General features: G+C 64.9%; 13 protein-coding genes. 3 read left to right on the top strand and 10 right to left on the bottom strand.

All coding sequences use genetic code 11. From position 1 onward, the window contains the following. Positions 1-35 precede the first annotated feature (35 nt). Together ACEN9Q_RS26620 and ACEN9Q_RS26625 are read left to right on the top strand one after the other, a co-directional pair. On the top strand, positions 36-1,658 hold the full coding sequence (locus ACEN9Q_RS26620; RefSeq protein WP_495626611.1) for a GMC oxidoreductase: 1,623 nt from the start codon (positions 36-38) through the stop codon (positions 1,656-1,658). A 43-nt stretch (positions 1,659-1,701) separates the two neighbouring features. Beyond that, complete coding sequence (locus ACEN9Q_RS26625) at positions 1,702-2,499, top strand: SDR family NAD(P)-dependent oxidoreductase (protein WP_495626612.1); 798 nt, start codon at positions 1,702-1,704, stop codon at positions 2,497-2,499. Positions 2,500-2,563: 64 nt separating this feature from the next. Here the strand turns inward: ACEN9Q_RS26625 and ACEN9Q_RS26630 are convergent, their stop codons facing one another. The 10 genes from ACEN9Q_RS26630 to ACEN9Q_RS26675 all read right to left on the bottom strand — a co-directional run bounded on the left by ACEN9Q_RS26630 (position 2,564) and on the right by ACEN9Q_RS26675 (position 19,373). Beyond that, positions 2,564-3,445 carry a PEP-CTERM sorting domain-containing protein gene (locus ACEN9Q_RS26630; protein ID WP_495626613.1) on the bottom strand — a complete coding sequence of 294 codons (882 nt, stop codon included), beginning with the start codon at positions 3,443-3,445 and terminating at the stop codon, positions 2,564-2,566. A gap of 189 nt (positions 3,446-3,634) precedes the next feature. Then, positions 3,635-4,900: a glycosyltransferase gene (locus ACEN9Q_RS26635; RefSeq protein ID WP_495626614.1), complete on the bottom strand. Its 1,266-nt coding sequence runs from the start codon at positions 4,898-4,900 to the stop codon at positions 3,635-3,637. An 80-nt stretch (positions 4,901-4,980) separates the two neighbouring features. Next, positions 4,981-6,045 (bottom strand): nitroreductase family protein, encoded by a 1,065-nt coding sequence (locus ACEN9Q_RS26640; protein WP_495626615.1) that lies wholly within the window; start codon positions 6,043-6,045, stop codon positions 4,981-4,983. Then, positions 6,042-6,929, bottom strand: coding sequence for a ThiF family adenylyltransferase (locus tag ACEN9Q_RS26645; protein ID WP_495626616.1), 888 nt, complete (start codon positions 6,927-6,929; stop codon positions 6,042-6,044). The genes ACEN9Q_RS26640 and ACEN9Q_RS26645 overlap by 4 nt, the downstream gene beginning before the upstream one ends. A 66-nt stretch (positions 6,930-6,995) precedes the next feature. Next, on the bottom strand, positions 6,996-7,772 hold the full coding sequence (locus ACEN9Q_RS26650) for an N-acyl amino acid synthase FeeM domain-containing protein (RefSeq protein WP_229412768.1): 777 nt from the start codon (positions 7,770-7,772) through the stop codon (positions 6,996-6,998). Between the two features lie 116 nt (positions 7,773-7,888). Then, positions 7,889-10,669, bottom strand: coding sequence for an XrtA/PEP-CTERM system TPR-repeat protein PrsT (gene prsT / locus ACEN9Q_RS26655; protein WP_495626617.1), 2,781 nt, complete (start codon positions 10,667-10,669; stop codon positions 7,889-7,891). A gap of 178 nt (positions 10,670-10,847) precedes the next feature. Continuing rightward, entirely contained in the window at positions 10,848-11,168 is a 321-nt protein-coding gene (locus tag ACEN9Q_RS26660) for a hypothetical protein (protein WP_056445012.1), read from the bottom strand. A gap of 41 nt (positions 11,169-11,209) precedes the next feature. Continuing rightward, the gene (gene icmF / locus ACEN9Q_RS26665; RefSeq protein WP_495626618.1) at positions 11,210-14,509 is read right to left on the bottom strand and encodes a fused isobutyryl-CoA mutase/GTPase IcmF; all 3,300 of its coding nucleotides are present in this window, start codon (positions 14,507-14,509) and stop codon (positions 11,210-11,212) included. A 160-nt stretch (positions 14,510-14,669) separates the two neighbouring features. Then, positions 14,670-18,245: an indolepyruvate ferredoxin oxidoreductase family protein gene (locus ACEN9Q_RS26670; protein WP_495626619.1), complete on the bottom strand. Its 3,576-nt coding sequence runs from the start codon at positions 18,243-18,245 to the stop codon at positions 14,670-14,672. 192 nt (positions 18,246-18,437) lie between these two features. Next, positions 18,438-19,373, bottom strand: a complete 936-nt coding sequence (locus ACEN9Q_RS26675) for a LysR substrate-binding domain-containing protein (RefSeq protein WP_495626620.1) — start codon at positions 19,371-19,373, stop codon at positions 18,438-18,440. Positions 19,374-19,516: 143 nt separating this feature from the next. On the opposite strand from ACEN9Q_RS26675, the gene ACEN9Q_RS26680 reads away from it, so the two are divergent. Next, positions 19,517-20,737, top strand: a complete 1,221-nt coding sequence (locus ACEN9Q_RS26680; protein ID WP_495626621.1) for an HD-GYP domain-containing protein — start codon at positions 19,517-19,519, stop codon at positions 20,735-20,737. Positions 20,738-20,744 lie beyond the last annotated feature (7 nt).

Consider the following 20,744-nt stretch of genomic DNA (forward strand, 5'->3'; position numbering starts at 1 on the left):
GCGACCCCAACTGGAGCGGCCACTGCCGGGGGAATATGTCGGAACCGTTTGATATCGACCAGGACTGGGACGCCGTCGTCGTCGGCACCGGCATGGGGGGCGCCACGCTCGGTTACGCGCTGGCGCGCGCCGGCCGCCGCGTGCTGTTCCTCGAAAAGGGCGCGGCCCACCCGGACCTCGTCGGCCGCTACGCCGAGGACGACTTCCCGCGGCCGGAAGTCCCGCAGCCGGCGCACCGGGACATCCTCGCGCGCGCCGGCCGCTATCCGGACCAGATCGTCGACCGCTCGGGTCCGCGCACCCAGCGCTTCGTGCCCTTCATCGGTTCCGGGGCGGGCGGTTCGAGTGCGCTGTACGGCATGGCGCTGGAACGCTTCTTCCCATCCGATTTCGCCGTCGCCGACCACTATCAAGCGCCGCCCGGCGCCGATCTGCCGCCGCGCTGGCCCGTCGCCTACGACGAGCTGGCACCGTACTACGACAAGGCCGAGCAATTGTTCCGGGTGCGCGGCACGGCGGACCCGCTGCGCGCGGACGGGCCGCGCGAGCACCTGCTGCCGTCTCCACCGTTGACGCCGGGGTCCGCGGAACTGTTCGGCTTGTTCGAAGGCCGCGGCCTGCATCCGTACCGGTTGCCGCTGGCCTGCGAATTCGTCGACGGCTGCAGCGGTTGCCAGGGTTATCTGTGCGGCCGCGCCTGCAAGAACGACGCCGGCCGGATCTGCCTGCAACCGGCCTTGCGCGACCACGGCGCCCGCCTGCTCGACGATTGCGAGGTCGTGGCGCTGGAAGCCGACCGCAGCCGCGTGACGGGCGTCGTGTGCGAACGACGCGGCACGCGCTTCACCGTGCGCGCGCCCATCGTGGTGCTGGCCGCCGGCGCCCTCGAGACGCCGCGCATCCTGCTCGGCTCGGCGTCCGGCGCGTGGCCGCAAGGCCTCGCGAACGCGTCCGGCCTCGTCGGCAAATACCTGATGCGCCACCACATCGACCTCTACCTGGTCGAGCCGAAACTCAAGGGTGAGTTCGACAATCGCCAAAAAGAGCTCGCCTTCAACGATTTTTATTTGTTGGACGGACAGAAACTCGGCTCCGTGCAGTCCTTCGGCCGCCTGCCGCCGGCGGCCACCCTGGCGGCCTCCGTGGCCGACGACCTGCGCCAGGGACCGCTGCCGTGGGTGGCGCCGCTGTTCAAGCTGGCCAAGCCGTTCGTCATGCCGGTGCTCGACGGTCTCGTGCATCGGCGCATGATCCTGGCAGCGACGCTCGAGGATTTCCCGTATGCCGACAACCGCGTCGAACCGGCGCGCGACGACGCGGAGAACGCCCGCCTGGCCATCGAATACCGCGTGCGCGACGCCGACCGCGCGCGCATCGCGGCGTTTCGCGCGCGGATGCGCGCGGTGCTCGCGGGCTACAGCGTCAAACTGATCAAGCAGGCCGAGAACAACCAGCGCATCGCCCACGTGTGCGGCACATGCCGGTTCGGCGACGATCCCGCGCAGAGCGTGCTCGACCGCAATAACCGCGCGCACGGGCTCGCCAACCTGTACGTCGTCGACAGCTCGTTCTTCCCGTCGTCCGGCGGCACCAACCCGAGCCTGACGATCGCGGCGAACGCCCTGCGCGTAGCGGATCACCTGCTGGCGCAGGCCTGATGCGGCTTTATTTATTCATCATTCATCGACAAGGAGATCGCCCATGCGGCTTTCCGACTTAAAAGGCCATTGGGCGCTGGTGACTGGCGCGTCGTCCGGCATCGGCGAGGAATTCGCCCGCCAGCTGGCGCAGGCCGGCATGCGGCTGGTGCTCGTGGCGCGGCGCGAAGAGAGGCTGCTGGCCGTCGTCAAGGCGTTGCAGACGGAGTACGGCGTCGAGGCGCGGGCCATCGTGGCCGACCTGGCCGATCCGGCCGCCGTGGCGCGCATCCGTGCGGAACTCGACGGCGCGGGCATCCGCGTGCGTCTGCTGTGCAATAACGCTGGGGCAGGGCGCTGGGGACGGTTCGAGGCGACCGATGCGAGCGTCTACGACGAACTCAACACGCTCAACACGACCGCGCTCGTCGCGACGTGCCGCCGCTTCTTCGACCATCTGTCCTCGTTCCCGAGCAGTGCCGTGATCAATGTCTCGTCGGCCGCGGCCTACCAGCCGGTGCCGTACATGGCTGTGTACGCGGCCAGCAAAGCCTTCGTGCAGAGCTTCAGCCAGGCGCTGCATGGGGAGTGGAAGGAGCGCGGGATCCTCGTGCAGACGCTCGTGCCGGGCCCGACGGCCACCGAGTTCGACGCCAAGGCCGGCGCCTACGAGAGCGCCCTCGTCGAGCGCGATGCGCCGGCCGACGTCGTGCGGGCATCGCTGGCGGGACTGGAGCGCGACGTGCCCGTCGTGAACGCGGCCAAGGGGACGTACAAGCAGCGCGTGTTTGCCGGGCTGGCGCCGCACGCGATGGTCATCCGCGAAGTCGGCAAGATGTTCAAGCCGCCCGAAGGCAAGTGAAACGGCAATAAAAAAACCGCGGTCGAAACCGCGGTTTTTTCATGAGGCCGGTCCGAAAGGCGGATTAGGCCTTCGGAGCGCGACGACGACGCTGTGCGCCGACCAGACCCAGCATGCCCATGCCCAGCAGCATCATGGTGCCCGGTTCCGGCAGGGCGAAGGTGTTCGAACCGTCGACCTTGAAGACGATGTCGTGCGCGGTGTCAACGGTGTAATCCGGGAACAGGGCGCTGCCGCCTTTCTGGAAGTTCAGCGTAGCCGAGTTGCCAGCCGGGAAGTTCAGGTTCGATTCGAAGTTGATGCCGAACAGCAGGTGCGTCACGCCTTGCAGGTAGGCCGGGTCGATGAAGTCGCCAGCCTGGACGATGTCTGCGTTCAGCTTGGTCGAACCCTGGCCGCCGGCGCCAGCGATCGTGAAGGTCGACTGGGTGTTGGTCGGCACGATGGTCAGCAGGGCGATCAGCTGGCCGTCGTCGAAACCGGTGCCGCCGGTGGTCGAGGCGTTGGCGGCGGTGTCGTAGTAGATCGCGACTTTGTTGTCGGCAGCGGTGCCGCCCAGACCGAAGGTAGCGGTCGTGCCTGCCAGGCTCGTGACTTTTTCGGTCAGCTTGGCGACGATCGTGAATTCGAAGGCCTTGCCGGCGCCTTTGGTGCCGTTGGCGTTGAAGTCCAGGCCCGAGTCGAACGTGTTCGTCGTGTTGCCGTCGATGCTGGCCAGGTTCGACTGGTACAGGAACTGGAAGCTCTGGCCAACGCTCAGCGGCGAGCCGAACGGGCCGACGCCTTTCGCAACACCGCTACCGGTCGTGTTCCAGTCCAGGGTCGTGGCATCCGATGCCAGGACATTGGTGCCATCCTTCAGGGTGAAAGCTTGTGCCGACGACGCGGCGAGTGCGAAACCAAGGGCGGCTGCGACCGGGATCAGCTTGCGAAACGACTTCTTCATATTGGCTCCAAGTAATCTGCTGGTTAAATTTGTCGGGGGAGTAGCCCGTTGTAATTGCGGGCTTATACCTACACTAAAGCAATCCCCATGCCAGATCACTTTGCTCTGTTTAGAATCAAGGACTTAAGCAGTAAAACAAGAGAAATCGTAAGTCGCCAGACGCGCGGTGTAAAAAATTCCGACAGCCAATTAATCGACGTTGGACAGCGCAGCGCTGTCGTCGCCCACCCTGTGCGCCGGCGCAAACCGGTGGAAAGCACGCACGCCTTCCAGAAAGGCGGCCATGCGTTGCGGCGCCGGATAAGCGGCGAACGCATCGGCCACGCGCCGCGCCGCGGCCGTCATGGCCGGATCGTCGAGCATCGCGCGCACCTGGCGCGTCAGTTTCTTGGCGCGGAAGCGATCGGCGCGCAGCAGCGCACCGGCGCCGGCCTTGATGACGCCGCTCATGTTCAGGAATTGGTCGAGATTGCCGGCGACGCCCAGCACCGGCACGCCGGCGGCCAGGGCCTGCTGGCTGGTCGGACTGCCGCCGTTGCACACGACCAGCCTGGCGCGCTGCGCCGCCAGGTCGCCCGGCAGGTAGGGCGCGACGAACGCGTTCGCCGGCGCGCTCGCCACGTCGATCGTCCCGGCCGTGGCCGCGATGACCGTCACCGGCAGCGGCGCCAGCGCTTCCAGCACGAGCGGCAGCAGGCGGCCCTGGCCGGAACTGCCGAGCGTGACGTAGACGATGGGTTTGTCTTCCGGCACCCTGTCCCACCACTCGGGCTTGGCCAGCGGCGGCGCCCAGATGATGGGGCCGATGTACGCATGCTGCTGCGGCAGGCTTTTTGGCGGGAACAGGTCGGGGACGTCGGCGTACATGCTGTAGTCCGCATCCGTGTACACCTTGCGCAGGTCGGCGCCCAGCGAGGGCAGCCCATATTTGCGGCGCACGCGGTTGAGCGGGACGGAATGCGAGGCGAAGGCGACCGGACGCGCCATGCGGAAGATCGCATTCGCGATGCGGATCGGCAGGAGGCGCGTCAGCGGGATGTGCGGCACGGCGTAATGCTGCACGACGTACGGGCTCCAGTACGCGTTCATCAGCGACACGTACGGAATCCGGCGCAGCCGCGCGCTGACGGACAGCGACAGGCGGAAGTCGCCGACGACGATGTCGGGGCGGACCGCGTCCAGCACGCGCAGGTCATCTTCCACGTAGCCGGTGAGGGTCGCCGTGTTGTACACCGGCTTTCCGCCCGCGAGCGCGTCGAGGAATTGCTGGCTGGGAATGCTGTGGATGGTCCAGCGGGTGAATTGCGTCCCGTTGAAACAGAAGTCATAGCCTTCGGCGCAGGCGAAATGCACGTCGAAGCGTGCCGGATCGAGGGATTGCGCGAGCGCGATGGGACGTCCGACGTGGGCCAGCGTCACGGCTTCCGCAAAGAACAGGATTTTGATACGTTCCATAGGGGCGTTGATCGTGAAAGGGTTGCGGGAACGTGCCGGGCGAACGACGCCGGCGGTGCGGGAAGGCCCGCGCCGCCGGTTTATTTCATCAGTTCTTCGAGCGGCTTGCGCAGCGAACGGGCCTGGGGTGCGGGACCGGCGCCGAGGCGGCCCATGAAGACCGGATGACCGTTGCCGGTGCCGATCAGCTTGTGCAGGCGCTGCTGCAATTGCCGCGCCGCGCCATGCAGTTTCTCGACGGTCGAGAACGATTCGCCGTGCTGCACGTAGGCGGAAAAGATCAGGGGCGTCATCTCGGGCTGCATGGCCAGCCCCAGGTGGGTGAGCGTGAGCCAGAAGCGCTGCACGGCGCGGCCGGCGGCGACGTGGTCCTCGACGGTCTCCGGCGCGCGTTTGGCCATGATGACGAAGTGCGCAGCGCAGCGCAGACCCGGCACGAGGTCCATCTGCAGGCGCGGCGCCCAGGTGCCCATCAGGCGGTTCATCGTGGACAGGCGGCCCCAGCTGACCATCGCCCATTTCATCAGGCGCAAGGTGGCGGCGTCGACGCCCAGGGCCTGGTCGGGCACGCGGTCGGGGCTGTGGCGCGCGTTCCAGTGGATGATGCGGCGATGCACCTCGTAGGCTTCCGGCATGGTCAGGCGCAGCTTGGCGTTCGAAAACATCAGGCGCGCGGCGGCCATCTTGCCGCCGAAGCCTTCGATCCAGCGCACGTCGTAGCCGTCGCCGACGGCATCTTCGAGGGCGCGTTTTTCCTCGGGCAGCAGGGCGCGCGTGCTCATCGCGCGGCGCTGCACGCTGCGGGTCGTGATCGCGGCGATGAGCGGACTCGGCGTTACTGCCGCATCCTGCACGAAACGCACGTCGAACACGGGCAGGTGATCCTGATCGTCCGGACGCCGGGTGATCTCGGTGCGCAGGCCGTGGGCGGTGGCGGCGATCGCCATCGTTTCCAGCAGGGTGCCGTGCGACAGCTGGCTCGGGCGGCCGCGGAAGTCGTACACGGTATCCTCGCGCGTGTCGTAAAAGTGCACGGCGACGTGGTCGGGGCCGAGCACTTCGAAACGCCAGACCTGGGTGTTGTCGCCGCTCGGCGCCCAGCGTGCCAGGTCGAGGATGTCGTGGATCGTCTGCGGGAGGTTCATGCCTGTACCGCTTTCCCTGCCAGCTGGCGTGTCATCTGGCGCTTGCCGACGGCGATCATCAGCCGGTGCAGCGGATTGCCGTTGCCGCCCGGGCGCCAGGTATGGGCCAGCTTGTTGCGATAGGCATCGAACTGCACGCCGTGCGGTGCGGCCAGGACCTTTCCGCGTCCGAGCAGGATCTTGAGCGCCTCGGTGGCGACGATGCCGGCGCACAACTGGCACGCCATGAAGGTCGACGGACCGCGGCGCTCCACGAAGTTGACGGCGTCCGGCACCACGAGATAGGGACGATGCAGGCCGGCCGGCGCGAGGCCGACGACGAAGCGGATCGCCTTGTCCAGTTCGGGCAGTTCGCCCCACTGGAAATACTCCTCGAACGTCATCTGCCCCGGCATGAAGTTCAGCAGGGCGGCGCCCATGCCCAGCGGCGCGGCCGTCGTGGCCGGGATGCCGAGGCGGGCGCAGGCGGCGAACGTCTGCTGGCGGGCGTCGAAGGCAAAGAAGTCGAGCGCGTCGACGTACAGGTCGACACCGTCCAGGAATTGATCGAGATTGCCCTGGTTGACGCCATCAGGAAAGATATTGATGTCGATTTCGGGATTGATGTCCTTGGCCATGCGGGCCAGGACCTCGGCCTTGGGCTGGCCGACCGTCGACATCATGGCGCCGACCTGGCGGTTGAAGTTGACGATGTCGAAGGTGTCGAAATCGGCGATATGAAATTTTGTCACGCCCAGGCGCGCCAGGGTCAGCAGGTGTACGCCCCCGACCCCGCCGCCGCCGGCGATGGCGACGCGCTTGCCGCGCAGGGTCTGCTGTTCTGCCGGCGTCACCCAGCCGATATTGCGCGAAAACGCCTGTTCATAGCGGAACGGATTTGTCATTGATGAGGAAAAACGGTTTTATCGATAAAAGGGCCGCGGCGACGTGATCTGCAACGCACAGCCCTTTTATGCGTGCTGTTCGTCCATGCGCAGGAGGCGATTGATGATGCCTCGTTCTTCGCGCGGCGAGAAGAAATAGGGATAAAACGAACGTTCGGACACGTTGTTATCGGCGCTGAATGTGCCGCCGAATTTCTGGATCTGTTCCGTTACAAATTCCAGATTTACCCGCAACAGGTAGGCCGGTGCCTCGACGCGCGGGTTGATTTTCAGTTCGCCCTCCTGCTGGAAACCGAGCATGCGTTCGTAAAAACGGCGATGGCGCGGGTTCACTTCGATGACGATATCCGTACATTGGTGGATGTCGCGGGCGTAGATCACAGCCAGGTGAAACAGGTTGGCCAGCGAAGTCTTCGAACGTACCGATGGGTCGAACGCCAGCTTCGTGAACTCGCACAGGCGCGCGCCATAGTTGCGGTGTGCGTCCAGCTCCTCCTTGAAGATCTGGTCTGCCATCAGGCCGATCGGCGAGTCGATACCGATCGTGAGCGTACCGACCACGTCGCCCTTGTCGGTGGCGGTGAGGGTAATGCGATTCGGGTCGTCGCTGAATTGGTGCGTGCCGGAGTAACCACGCCAGGCATACATCTTGTTGATCAGCATACTTGCCGAATTTCGCCCGTCCGCAGTATCGGTAAGCCGGATTCCATACGAATCGTGGTTCACGATGACATCCTCATATTGCGAGGGCGTCATATTATCGCGATCGCTGAAATCATGAGCGTCCGATAGGGATGCGGCCGAACTACCCTCTGGATCCTTGAAATCGTCGAAAGTCGTCATCGCAGGATTCCCCAATTGTTTAAAAACGCCCGCGTGCGGCGGACGGAAGTTCCGGACCCCGGCCCTGGCGCTGCCGGGCACGGATTATTATTTATTTATTAATGTATATTAGCTTCTTACAAAGCCTTTAGCAATGCGCGCGCTTCATCTGCCTGGGCGAACGATTTATCGGTCGCCAGAAGCTTGTCGAGCTCCTTGCGCGCGCCCGCCTTGTCGCCGGATTTGCTCAGGCCCACCGCCAGGTGGTAGCGCACTTCCGACGAGTTCGGCGCCAGGCCGCTGGCCTTCTGCAGCAGCGGCACGCCGCGGCTCGTATTGCCTTGCTCGACCAGCAGCCAGCCCAGCGTGTCCATGATGCCGGGGTTGTTGTCCGCCAGCTTGTACGCCTGCTCGGCAGTCGGCAGGGCACGCGGATCTTTTTCTTGTTGGTAAGCGTAGGCCAGGTTGTTCAGTGCGGCCGCGTTGTTCGGGATGCGCTTGACGACGTCTTCCAGGCGCGCGATCGCCGCCTTGTAATCCTTGGCGGCCAGGCTGTTCTCGGACACGTACATGCCGGTCAGGACGTCATCCGGGTGTTCCTTGAGCCACTGGGCCGCGCGTGCCTGCGCTTCCTTGCCTTTGCCGGCCAGCGTCATGGCCTGCAGGGATTTCACGAAGATTTGCGGCGCCTTGTCGAGCGTCAATGCCTTGTCGTAGGCCGGCAGCGCTTGCGCCGGCTTCTTCTGCGCCATCAGCACGTCGCCTTCGGTCGCGTAGCCGACGGGCGACTTGGCGTTGGTCTTCTGGATCTCGCGGGCAAAGGCCAGGGCCTCGTCCGCGTGGCCCATGCGCATGGCCAGCTCGACCTGGGCCAGGCGGGCGGCGATCAGGTCCGGCTGCAGGTCGACGGCGCGCTTGAGGTCCTCGACCGCGGCATTATTGTTCTGCATCAGCATGTGCACACCGGCCAGGCGCAGGTGCGGCGCGGCCGATTTCGGCACCAGGTTCACCAGCTTGCTGTAGGTTTCCAGCGCCCCGGCCGTGTCCTTGTTGGCGATCTGGGCCTGGCCCAGCAGTTCCACCAGCTCGGGATTGGTCGGGTTGGCGGTCTGGAACTTGCGTGCCAGGGTCAGCGCTTTTTGCGGCTGTCCCGTACGCAGGTAGTGCCGGCCGAGCGTGATCGCGGGGACCACCGAATTCGGATTCGAATTGCTGGCTTTCTCGAACCACGTCGTCGCCTCGGCGGCATGATTCTGCATCATCGCCAGTTCACCCAGGGCGCGCATGGCGTCGGCGTTGTTCGGTTCCTTCTGCAGGACTTTTTCGTAGCGCTGCTTGGCGGCGTCGGGTTTCTTTTCGACGAGGTCCAGGCGCGCCAGGTTCTGCACGGCCGGAATGAAGGTCGGCTGTATGGCCACGGCCTTGTCGAGCGCGGCGCGGGCGGCGGGAACATCGCCCCTCACCATGTTGACCGCACCTTTCAGCGTCAGCACCTGGGGATTGTCGGGCTGTTGCTTTTCGAGGGCGTCGATGGCGGCCAGGGCCTTGTCGTAGTGCTTGAGGCTGACTTCTGTCTGGACCAGCGCCATCGTCGCGTGCGCCGATTTCGGATCGAGCTCGGTGGCCATTTCCAGTTCGGAAAGGCCGCGTGCCTGGTCGCCCTGGGCCAGCTTGGACAGGCCGAGCGAAGTGCGCAAGCCGGCCGCCTTGGGCGCCAGCACGGCGGCTTTTTCCAGGTAGGCACTGGCTTTGTTGAAGTCATGTACCTGCATATAGGTTTCACCGGCCAGCGCCAGGACCTGCGGATCGTCCGCCGCGCTCTTGAGGGCCGGTGCCAGCGTGGCGGCCGCATCGGCCGGCTGGGCGCTCCTGAGCTGGACCTGGGCCAGCAGCTTGCGGGCATAGACGTCGTCTGGATTGCTTTCCAGATATTTACGCAGGTGCTGGTCGGCCTGTTGCAGGGAGCCGAGATTCAGTTCGGATGCACCGGTCAGCAGGATGCTGGGCATGTGGTCGGGGGCGACTTTCAGCACGCGTTGCAGGGCATCCTGGGCGGCCTGGTATTTACCCTGCGAGAATTCGTACAGCGCACGGGTGTACGTCACGAGCAAATTGCCCGGAGCATTCTTCTCGGCGGCATCGATTTCCGTTTTTGCATCCGGGAACTTGCCGCGGGTGATGTCGATGTACGCCTTTTCGATATGCGCGGTACGATGGTGCGGATTCAACGCCAGCGCCTGATCGAAGGCGGCGATCGCCTCGTCGGCCTTGCCCTGGGTGCGCAGCATGGTGCCGCGCGCCATGAAGACATCCGGATTCTTGGGGTCCTTGGCCACCGCCTCATCGATATAGTGTGTGGCGGCATCCCTGTCGTGCTTGGCGATGGCATAGCGCGCCAGGCCGAGCAGCGCATCGCCCGAATTGGCGTTCAGCGCCAGGGCCTGGTCGAACGCCTGCTTGGCCTCGTCGAGCTTGCCGGTTGCCAGCAGCGCTTCGCCGCGCAGCGCCAGCAGCGGCGCCGACTTGGCGGCCGCCTCCGGCGTGACGTCGTCGAGGATTTCCTTGAATTTGCCTTGCTGCGACATCGCCTTGCTCAGCAGGGGCAGCACGCGGTCGGCCGCGATACCGGCCGAGCGGGCTTTACGGAATTCCTTTTCGGCCGAGGCGAAATCGCCCATGCCGAGTTCCAGGCTGCCCAGCTCGATGCGCGCTTCGCCGTTTTCCGGGCTCTTTTCGACGGCATTCTTGAGCTGGATCATCGCCGACTTCAGGTCACCCTTTTGCTGGTACTGTTTGGCATCGGTCAGCAGCTGTTCGGTCGACTGCGTGGAGCGACCGCAGGCGGACAGCCCTGCTACCATGAAAGCGCCGGACAGGATGGCAGCAGTGAGTTTGAGCTTGTTCGGGTGACGCGGCATCTGGATTCCTCGAGATATGGTTCGTGTCCGCATTGATGTGCGGATTCCTCTTCAACAATAATACCTGAAGGAATAGTAACAAAGCCGTACAAGTTGGACGTCTTGTTGCAAATCCCCCCATCAAAGTGGTAGAAGTCGCTCCCTTTTGACGCGATATCTCGTCGATATGACGCTCATCTTACTTCTCCGGGCCACTGCCGCCCTTGCGCAGGCGGCTCAGCAGGGCTTCGACATTGTCCCCGACGGGCAAGCCATGGCGACGTAACAATTGCACGTGCAATACCAGATTCTCGAGCACGAGCTTGGCTGACACGGCCAGCAGCGTCATCAGGCGGTCTTCGGTACTGAAATTTTCCATCGAGGCAGCCATCTCGCACAGGTGGCTGGCGACCAGCTGGCGCAGGTCGTCGTCGGGGAAGGGCAGGTCCGCGAAGTCGATCGGATCTTCCTGTTCGACTTCGCGCATGAGGGCGGCGAGTTGTTGCGGCTGGATCGGCATGAATGGCTCCGTGGTGGTCCCGGAACCATTCTACCGGGGGCTCACATATTGCGACGATATTGTCCGCCGACCTCGAACAGCGCCGTCGTGATCTGCCCCAAGGAACACACGCGCACGGCATCCATCAGGCGTGCAAACACGTTCTCGTTGTCGATGGCGGCTTGCTGCAGCGCAGCAAGGGCAGCCGGTGCCGCGTCCGCGTGGCGCTGGTGGAAGTCTTGCAGGCGGGAGAGCTGCGACTGCTTTTCGTCGTCCGTGGAGCGCGCCAGTTCGATCGTCGCCGGCGCCTGGGCGCCCTTGGGATTGCGGAACGTATTGACGCCGACGATGGGCAGCGAGCCATCGTGCTTGCGGTGTTCGTACAGCATCGACTCTTCCTGGATCTTGCCGCGCTGGTAGCCCGTCTCCATCGCACCCAGCACGCCGCCGCGTTCGGCGATGCGTTCGAATTCCTGCAGCACGGCTTCCTCGACGAGGTCGGTCAATTCCTCGAGGATGAACGAGCCCTGGTTCGGATTCTCGTTCTTGGCCAGGCCCCATTCGCGGTTGATGATCAATTGGATGGCCAGCGCGCGGCGCACGGACTCGTCGGTCGGGGTCGTGATCGCCTCGTCGTACGCATTCGTGTGCAGCGAGTTGCAGTTGTCGTAGATCGCGATCAGCGCCTGCAAGGTCGTGCGGATGTCGTTGAAGTCGATTTCCTGCGCGTGCAGCGAGCGGCCGGACGTCTGGATGTGGTATTTCAGTTTTTGCGAGCGGTCGTTGGCGCCGTACTTGTCGCGCATCGCGACGGCCCAGATGCGGCGCGCCACGCGGCCCAGCACCGTGTATTCCGGGTCCATCCCGTTCGAGAAGAAGAATGACAGGTTCGGCGCGAAGTCGTCGATGTGCATGCCGCGTGCGAGATAGGCTTCGACAAAGGTGAAACCGTTCGACAGCGTAAAGGCCAGCTGCGAGATCGGGTTCGCGCCCGCTTCCGCGATGTGGTAGCCGGAGATCGACACGGAATAAAAATTGCGCACCTGGTTCTGGACGAAGTATTCCTGGATGTCGCCCATCACCTTCAGCGAGAACTCCGTCGAGAAGATGCAGGTGTTCTGGCCCTGGTCTTCCTTGAGGATGTCCGCCTGGACGGTGCCGCGCACGTTCGCGAGCACCCAGGCGCGGATCTTGTCCGCTTCTTCGGCCGCGGGGCGACGTCCATTCTCGCGCTCGAACCGGTCCATCTGCTGGTCGATCGCGGTGTTCATGAACATCGCGAGGATGGTCGGCGCCGGGCCGTTGATCGTCATCGACACGGACGTGGAAGGGCTGCACAAATCAAACCCGTCGTACAGCACTTTCATGTCGTCCAGCGTCGCGATCGACACGCCGGAGTTGCCGACCTTGCCGTAGATGTCCGGCCGCAGCGCCGGGTCGGCGCCGTACAGGGTGACGGAGTCGAACGCGGTCGACAGGCGCTTCGCGTCCATCCCTTGCGAGACCAGCTTGAAACGGCGGTTGGTGCGGAACGCGTCGCCTTCGCCGGCGAACATGCGGGTCGGGTCCTCGCCCTCGCGTTTGAACGGGAACACGCCGGCCGTGTACGGGAAGGCACCCGGCACGTTTTCCAGCATCAGGAAGCGCAGGATCTCGCCGTGGTCCTCGAAGCGGGGCAGGGCGACCTTGCGCACCTTGTTGCCGGACAGGGTGGTGTAGGTGAGATTCGTGCGGATTTCCTTGTCGCGGATCTTGACGACGTGCTCGTCGCCGGCATAGGTCTCCTGCAGCTGCGGCCAGGACGCGAGCAGTCTTTTCGCTTCGCCGTCCATCGCGTCGTCGCGTTCCGTGATCAGGTCGTCGAGGACCACTTCACGGTTGGCGGCGGCCAGCATGCGCTTCGTTTCCGTGAGCTGCTGGCGTTCGCGCGCGAGTTTCACCTGGCGGCCGACGTTGCGGTGGTAGCCGCGTACGCTGTCCGCGATCTCGGCCAGGTAGCGCGTGCGCGCGGGCGGCACGATCACGTTCTTGCCGCTCGAGTATTTGGTGGCGGGCCGGGGCAGCCTGGATGCTTCGGTTTTCAGGCCGAAGCCGGCCAGCGCCGGCAACAGGCCGAGGTACAAGGCCGTTACGCCGTCGTCGTTGAAGCGTGACGCCTGCGTGCCGTAGACGGGCATCTCGTCCGGCGACTTGCTCCACGATTCCTTGTTGCGCTGGACCTGCTTGGCCACGTCGCGCAGCGCGTCCTGGGCGCCCTTGCGGTCGAACTTGTTGATGGCGATGAAGTCGGCGAAGTCCAGCATGTCGATCTTTTCGAGCTGCGATGCGGCGCCGAATTCCGGCGTCATCACGTACATCGACACGTCCACGTGCGGCACGATGGCGGCATCGCCCTGGCCGATGCCCGACGTCTCGACGATGACGAGATCGAAGCCCGCGACCTTGCACGCGGCGATCACGCCAGGCAGCGCCTGCGAAATCTCCGAACCCGCTTCGCGCGTGGCGAGCGAACGCATGAACACGCGGGCCCGCATTTCCCCATCCTTGTTCCACGGGTTGATCGCATTCATGCGGATGCGGTCGCCCAGCAAGGCGCCGCCGGATTTGCGGCGCGACGGGTCGATCGAAATCACGGCGATGTTCAGGCGGTCGCCCTGGTCGAGGCGGATGCGGCGAATGAGTTCATCCGTCAGCGACGATTTACCCGCGCCGCCCGTGCCCGTGATGCCCAGCACGGGCACTTGCAGGCCTTCGGCCGTGTCCATGATGCGCTTGCGCAGCTCGGCGCTGGCTTTACCGTTTTCCAGCGCCGTGATCAGCTGCGCGAGGGGGCGGTGTCGCTGCTCGATCGATCCCGTCTGCAGCGGCTCGAGCGTGGTCGGCGCATAGGGCGACAGGTCGACGTCGCAGGCTTCCAGCATAGCCCGGATCATGCCGACGAGGCCCATGCGCTGGCCGTCTTCCGGCGAAAAGATGCGCGTGACGCCATAGGCATGCAGCTCTTCGATCTCGTGCGGGACGATGACGCCGCCGCCGCCGCCGAACACCTTGATGTGGGCGCCGCCGCGCTGGCGCAGCAGGTCGATCATGTATTTGAAATATTCGACGTGGCCGCCCTGGTAGCTGGAGATGGCGATGCCCTGCACGTCCTCGGCGAGCGCCGCGGTGACGACGTCGTCGACCGAGCGGTTATGGCCCAGGTGTACGACTTCGGCGCCATTCGTCTGCAGGATGCGGCGCATGATGTTGATCGAGGCGTCGTGGCCGTCGAACAGCGAGGCGGCGGTGACGAAGCGGACTTTGTTGGACAGTTTGGCGTGTTCCGGCAGGTCGAGCTTGGCGGCGGACGTGATGTCGTTCATGGTGTTCCCTGGAAAACGGAAGCGAACTTTTGGTTCTTTGTACGGTATATGACGTTAACGTAAACGTCAAGAATGGCGCATTGATGTGCTCCGCGTGGGCACGGGGTGCCCACCCTACGTAGGGTGGGCGGCCTCCGCCCACGCGTTCAGCCGGCGTAAATCAGGCCGCGCGTTTCTTCACGGCGCCGGACAGCAGTTCCTGCCTGCGCACGCGATACTCGGCCACGGCCTGCTCCTTGACGTGACCGAAGCCGCGGATCTGCTCCGGCAGCGCCGCTAGCTCGACGGCGACGGCGTGGTTCGCCGCATCCAGCGACGGCAGCAGCGCTTCGATCATGTCACGGTATTCCTTGATCAGGGCGCGCTCCATCTTGCGCTCGGCCGTGTAGCCGAACACGTCGAACGCCGTGCCGCGCAGGCCTTTCAGCCTGGCCAGCAGCTTGAACGCGTTCCACATCCACGACCCGAATTCGGCTTTCACAAGGTGGCCCTTGGCGTCCTTCTTCGCGAACAGCGGCGGCGCCAGGTTGAATTTCACGCTGAACTTTCCGTCGAACTGGCCTTGCAGCTGTTCGACGAAGCGGCCGTCCGTGTACAGGCGCGCGACTTCGTACTCGTCCTTGTAGGCCAGCAGCTTGGCATACGACTTCGCCACGGCCATCGACAGCCTGGTGCCCAGCTTGAGCGCCGCCTCGCGTTCGCGCACGCGCGCGACCAGCGTCTCGTATTGCGTCGCGTACGCCGCATCCTGGTAACCGGTCAGGAACTCGACGCGCTTCTTGACGACCGAGTCGAGGCTCTGCGGCATCTGGATCAGAACGGGTTGCGCCGGCATCGCCGTGCGTTCGACGCGCTCGAAGTCGACGGCGGCGCGGCGGCCCCACAGGAAGCTGCGCTGGTTCGACGCGACGGCCACGCCATTCAATTCGATGGCGCGCAGCAGGGACGCTTCCGACAGCGGCACGAGGCCCTTCTGCCATGCGTAGCCCAGCATGAACAGGTTGGCGGCGATCGAATCGCCCATCAGCGCAGTCGCCAGCTTCGTCGCGTCGAGGAAGTCGGCGCCCGCTTCGCCGCCGACGGCTTCCACGATCAGCGAACGGACCTGGTCGGCCGGGAATTCCCAGTCTCTCTGTTGCGCGAAGGTGCCGGTCGGCTGCTCGTGCAGGTTCACGATGACCATCGTGCGGCCCGGACGCATCTTCGAGATGGCGTCGGCCGCGCCGGCCGTCAGCATGTCGCAGCCCAGCACGAGGTCCGCCTCGCCGGTGGCGATGCGCTGGGCGCGCAGGCGTTCCGGCGTTGCGGCGATCTTGACGTGCGACGTGACGGAGCCGTTCTTCTGGCTCATGCCCGTCATGTCCAGCACGGACGCGCCTTTACCCTCGAGGTGGGCCGCCATGCCCATCAGCGCGCCGACGGTGATGACGCCCGTGCCGCCGATGCCGTTGATCAGGATGTTGTACGGCGCCGCGATCGAGGGCAGCGCAGGCGTCGGCAGCGGACCCCAGCCATCGTCGCCGTCCTTCTTGCTGGCGCCGGCCTTGTTCTTCTTGAGCGTGCCGCCTTCGACGGTGGCGAAGCTCGGGCAGAAGCCCTTCGCGCACGAATAATCCTTGTTGCACGCCGACTGGTCGATGGCGCGCTTGCGGCCGAATTCCGTTTCCTTCGGCAGGATCGAGACGCAGTTCGACTGGACGCCGCAATCACCGCAGCCTTCGCACACGGCTTCGTTGATCACCATGCGCTTCGCCACGTCGGGGAACTCTCCCTTTTTACGGCGGCGGCGCTTCTCGGCCGCGCAAGTCTGGTCGTAGATCAGGACCGTCACGCCCGGGATCTCGCGCAGTTCGCGCTGCACGTCGTCCATCTTGCTGCGGTCGTACAGCGTGACTTCGGCCGGCAGCGCCGAGCGATCCTCATAACGCGACAGATCTTCCGTGACGAGCGCGATGCGCTTGACGCCCTCGGCCGCCATCTGGCGCGCGATCAGCGGCACGGACGTCGTGCCGTCGACCGGCTGGCCGCCCGTCATCGCGACGGCGTCGTTGTACAGGATTTTATAGGTGATGTTGACCTTGGCCGCGATGGCGGCGCGCACGGCCAGGTAGCCGGAGTGGAAATAGGTGCCGTCGCCCAGGTTCTGGAACACGTGCGGCACGTCGGAGAACGCGGCCTGGCCGATCCACGGAGCGCCTTCGCCGCCCATATGCGTCGTCAGCTTGTTCATCTCCGGGTAGATCGACGTGGCCATCACGTGGCAACCGATGCCGGCCAGCGCGAACGAGCCGTCCGGGACCTTGGTCGACGTGTTGTGCGGGCATCCGGAGCAATAGAATGCGGGACGGAACGGCGTCGTCACGGCTTTCATCAGCACGGCATCCTTCGCTTCCAGGAAGGCCAATCTCGCCTTGATCAGGTCGCGCGTGCGGTCATCGAGATTCAAACGGGTGATGCGGCCGGCGATCACGCGCGCCACCTGGGCGACGGAAAAGTCGGCCTTGGGCGGCAGCAGCCATTCGCCGCGCGGCGCGACCCACTCGCCCTTTTCGTCGAACTTGCCGATCACGCGCGGGCGCACGTCGTCGCGCCAGTTGTACAGTTGTTCCTTGAGCTGGTATTCGACGACCTGGCGCTTCTCTTCGACCACGAGGATCTCGTCCAGGCCCTGGGCGAATTCGCGCACGCCTTCCGGTTCCAGCGGCCAGATCATCGTCACCTTGAACAGGCGCAGGCCGACCTCGGCGGCCATCGCTTCGTCGATGCCCAGTTCTTCCAGCGCTTCCAGCACGTCCACGTACGATTTACCCGACGCGATGATGCCGAGCTTCGCATCCGCGCTGTCGATCGTCGTGCGATTCAGCTTGTTTTCACGCGCGTACGCGAGGGCCGCGTAGATTTTGTAGTCCTGCATCAGGGCTTCCTGATTGCGCGCCTGCTGGCCCAGCGGGATGGACGAGAGCCGCGTATTCAGGCCGCCTTCCGGCATCGCGAAGTCCTGCGGAATTTTCACCTCGACGCGGAACGGATCGGCGTCGACCGACGCGCTCGACTCCACCGTGTCGGCCAGCGCCTTGAACGCGACGGCCAGGCCGGAAAAGCGCGACATCGCCCAGCCGTGCACGCCCAGGTCCAGGTATTCCTGCACGTTCGACGGGTACAGCACGGGGATCATGCAGGCGGCGAAGATGTGGTCGGACTGGTGCGGCAGGGTCGACGAATACGCGCCGTGATCGTCGCCCGCGATGAGGAGCACGCCGCCGTTCTTCGCCGTGCCGGCGTGGTTCATGTGCTTGAAGACGTCGCCGCAGCGGTCCACGCCCGGACCCTTCGCGTACCACATCGCGAACACGCCGTCGTACCTGGCGGGACCGATCAGGTCCACGGTCTGCGTGCCCCAGACGGCGGTCGCCGCGAGATCCTCGTTCACACCCGGCACGAACTGGATGCGCTTCGCTTCCAGGTGGCCCTTGGCCTTCCACAGGTTCTCGTCCAGGCCGCCCAGCGGCGAACCGCGGTAGCCCGACACGAAGCCGGCCGTGTTCAGGCCCGCCTGTTCGTCGCGCAGCTTCTGGATCATCGGCAGGCGCACGAGGGCCTGGATGCCGGACAGGAAGATCTTGCCGGAGGTGGCGGTGTACTTGTCGTCGAGGCTGACGTCTTTGAGGGGAACGGGAACGGCGGGCGCGGCAGGCATGGACGCGGATGCGCCCTGGCCCAGGACGGTGTCAGGCATGGAGTCTCCAAACTTTGTGTTTTCAGATGGACCCGTGCCGGTGGTGCGCCGGGTAGGCGCTGGCCGGATCGGGCCCGGATGCCGCTTTGGCGGCTGTTACAGCAAGTGTAGAGACAAGTTGACGTATACGGAAATACGGATTGGGGATGGAGCCATAAGAAAAAATGATGGCCCAGCCCGGCCGCGCCCGGATCAGCCGTCGAGGGAACGCGCGCCGACCCAGAGACCCTCGGCGCACAGCCCGTGCGCCACCTGGACGACGAGGCGGCTGACGGCGGCCGCCGCATTGGTGAGCGGGATATTGCGCGAGGTGCAGAGGACAACGGTGCGCGCGATGGCCGGATCGCGGATGGCGAGGGCCCGCATGGCGCCGCGTTCGAGCTCGGCCTGGACCGGCGCCACCGGCAGGATGGTGGCGCCCATGCCCGCCAGGATGGCCGACTTCAGGATCGCGATCGAATTGATTTCGATGACGTCGTGCGTGGCCAGACCTGCGGCCCGTGCCGTGCTTTCGATGCGTGGCCGCACGCCGTGCTGCAGGCCCGGCAGGATCAGGGTCGTATCCAGGGCGGCGCGCAAGGTCAGGCTGTCGCGTCCGGCGGCGGCGGGTGCGTCGGCGCGGCAGACGAAGCGCAGTTCTTCCTCGACGAGCGGGGTGGCGACGAAGCCGCCGAGCTGGCCGTCGTCGAACAGCACGGCCAGGTTGATGCGGCCGGCGCGCAACTGTTCAGCCAGGCTGCCGGTGATTTCCTCGGTCAGCTGCAGCGTGATTTCCGGATAACGCTGGCGGATGGCGGTCAGCAGCGGCAGCGCGAGGGCGTCCGAAATACTGTGCGGCAGGCCGAGCGTGACGCTGCCCGACGGCCGCTCGGCCGATTGCACGACGGCCGCCTGCGCATCCGCGACCTGCTTGAGGATGGCCAGGGCATGTTCGTAAAACAGCTTGCCGGCGTCGGTGCTCAGCACGCCCTGGGCCGAGCGGTGCAGCAATTGCACGCCCAGCTCTTCTTCCAGCTGGCGCAATTGCTGGGTCAGCGCGGGTTGCGCCACATGCAGCACCAGGGCCGCGCGCGACAGCGAGCCGTGGTCCACGATGGCGACGAAATAGCGCAGCTGGCGAAGTTCCATGATGTAAATACTTGTATCTTTATGGCTACAAAAAATAACCAGAAGTTTATTTATGGAAACTATCTTGTCATCAAGTTGTTATACTCGGAGTCGCCCGAGGGCTGCCAAAGTGCGGCGAGATTAACACACCCCTAGACCCTTTCATGCTCAAGAAAGTCGATTCTTCCCGGCTGCGCGTAGGGATGTTCATCCACGATCTCGATTGCGGCTGGATGGAGCATCCGTTCGTCCGCAACCGCTTCGTCATCACGAGCGAGGACGAGATCCACAAGATCCTGACGGCGGGCATCCGCGGTGTGACGATCGACTGCGCACGCGGGCTGGACGTGACCGATGCCCCCACGATCGCCGAAGCCGACGCTGCGACGGAGGCCGAGCTTGCCGCGATCGCGGCCCGGCCGGTGGCGCCGCTGCGCACGACGCTGGCCGAGGAATTCGACCGTGCCATGGCGATCCGGCGCCAGGCGGCCGGGCTCGTCAGGACCGTGATGCAGGATGCGCGCCTGGGCAAGGCGGTGGAAATGGACAAGGTGTCGCCGGTGGTGGAGAACATCACGGCGTCGATCCTGCGCAATGCGTCCGCATTGCTCGGCCTGTCCGTCATCAAGAACAAGGACGACTATACGTTCCTGCATTCGGTGAGTGTGTGCACGCTGCTGGTCGCATTCTGCCGTTCGCGCGCGATGGATGCGGAGGCCACCTACCAGGCCGGCATCGGCGGCCTGCTGCACGACACCGGCAAGGCCCTGGTCCCGGACGACATCCTGAACAAGCCGGGACGCCTGACCGACGCGGAATTCGAGATCGTCCGCCGCCACCCCAGGGACGGCTACGACATCCTGTGCCGTTCGCCCGAAATCGGCGCCATCCCGCTCGACATCACGCTGCACCACCACGAACGCCGCGACGGCACGGGGTATCCGGACCGCCAGGGCGAACTGGACATCAGCGAACTGGCGCAGATGGCCGCGATCGTCGATGTGTACGACGCCATCACGGCCGACCGCTGCTACCACAAGGGCATGCCGGCGGCCGAGGCGCTGCGCAAGATGTATGAGTGGAGCAAATTCCATTTCAATCCGGCGTTGACCCAGGAGTTCATGCGTTGCGTCGGCATCTATCCGGTCGGGACCCTCGTCCTGCTGGAATCGGGCCGTCTGGCCGTGGTCGTCGAACCGCACGAAACGAGTTTGCTCACGCCCAAGGTCAACGTGTTCTACAGCACCAAGAGTCAGACCTATATCAAGCCGCAGACGGTGGATCTGGCGCGTGGCGTGGGCTTCGGCGGCGGCGACAAGATCGTGCGCCACGAATCGCCCGAAAAATGGCAGGTCGACCCGCTGCGTTTCATGGCGGTGGCGTAAGCCGGCG

It is taken from the genome of Massilia sp. Masssp93, assembly GCF_059491295.1.

Bases quoted from the DNA above. Each gene is read 5' to 3' on its own strand.
- ACEN9Q_RS26620 (WP_495626611.1), top strand. From the start codon at position 36: ATGTCGGAACCGTTTGATATCGACCAGGACTGGGACGCCGTCGTCGTC.
- ACEN9Q_RS26625 (WP_495626612.1), top strand. From the start codon at position 1,702: ATGCGGCTTTCCGACTTAAAAGGCCATTGGGCGCTGGTGACTGGCGCG.
- ACEN9Q_RS26630 (WP_495626613.1), bottom strand. From the start codon at position 3,445: ATGAAGAAGTCGTTTCGCAAGCTGATCCCGGTCGCAGCCGCCCTTGGT.
- ACEN9Q_RS26635 (WP_495626614.1), bottom strand. From the start codon at position 4,900: ATGGAACGTATCAAAATCCTGTTCTTTGCGGAAGCCGTGACGCTGGCC.
- ACEN9Q_RS26640 (WP_495626615.1), bottom strand. From the start codon at position 6,045: ATGAACCTCCCGCAGACGATCCACGACATCCTCGACCTGGCACGCTGG.
- ACEN9Q_RS26645 (WP_495626616.1), bottom strand. From the start codon at position 6,929: ATGACAAATCCGTTCCGCTATGAACAGGCGTTTTCGCGCAATATCGGC.
- ACEN9Q_RS26650 (WP_229412768.1), bottom strand. From the start codon at position 7,772: ATGACGACTTTCGACGATTTCAAGGATCCAGAGGGTAGTTCGGCCGCA.
- prsT (WP_495626617.1), bottom strand. From the start codon at position 10,669: ATGCCGCGTCACCCGAACAAGCTCAAACTCACTGCTGCCATCCTGTCC.
- ACEN9Q_RS26660 (WP_056445012.1), bottom strand. From the start codon at position 11,168: ATGCCGATCCAGCCGCAACAACTCGCCGCCCTCATGCGCGAAGTCGAA.
- icmF (WP_495626618.1), bottom strand. From the start codon at position 14,509: ATGAACGACATCACGTCCGCCGCCAAGCTCGACCTGCCGGAACACGCC.
- ACEN9Q_RS26670 (WP_495626619.1), bottom strand. From the start codon at position 18,245: ATGCCTGACACCGTCCTGGGCCAGGGCGCATCCGCGTCCATGCCTGCC.
- ACEN9Q_RS26675 (WP_495626620.1), bottom strand. From the start codon at position 19,373: ATGGAACTTCGCCAGCTGCGCTATTTCGTCGCCATCGTGGACCACGGC.
- ACEN9Q_RS26680 (WP_495626621.1), top strand. From the start codon at position 19,517: ATGCTCAAGAAAGTCGATTCTTCCCGGCTGCGCGTAGGGATGTTCATC.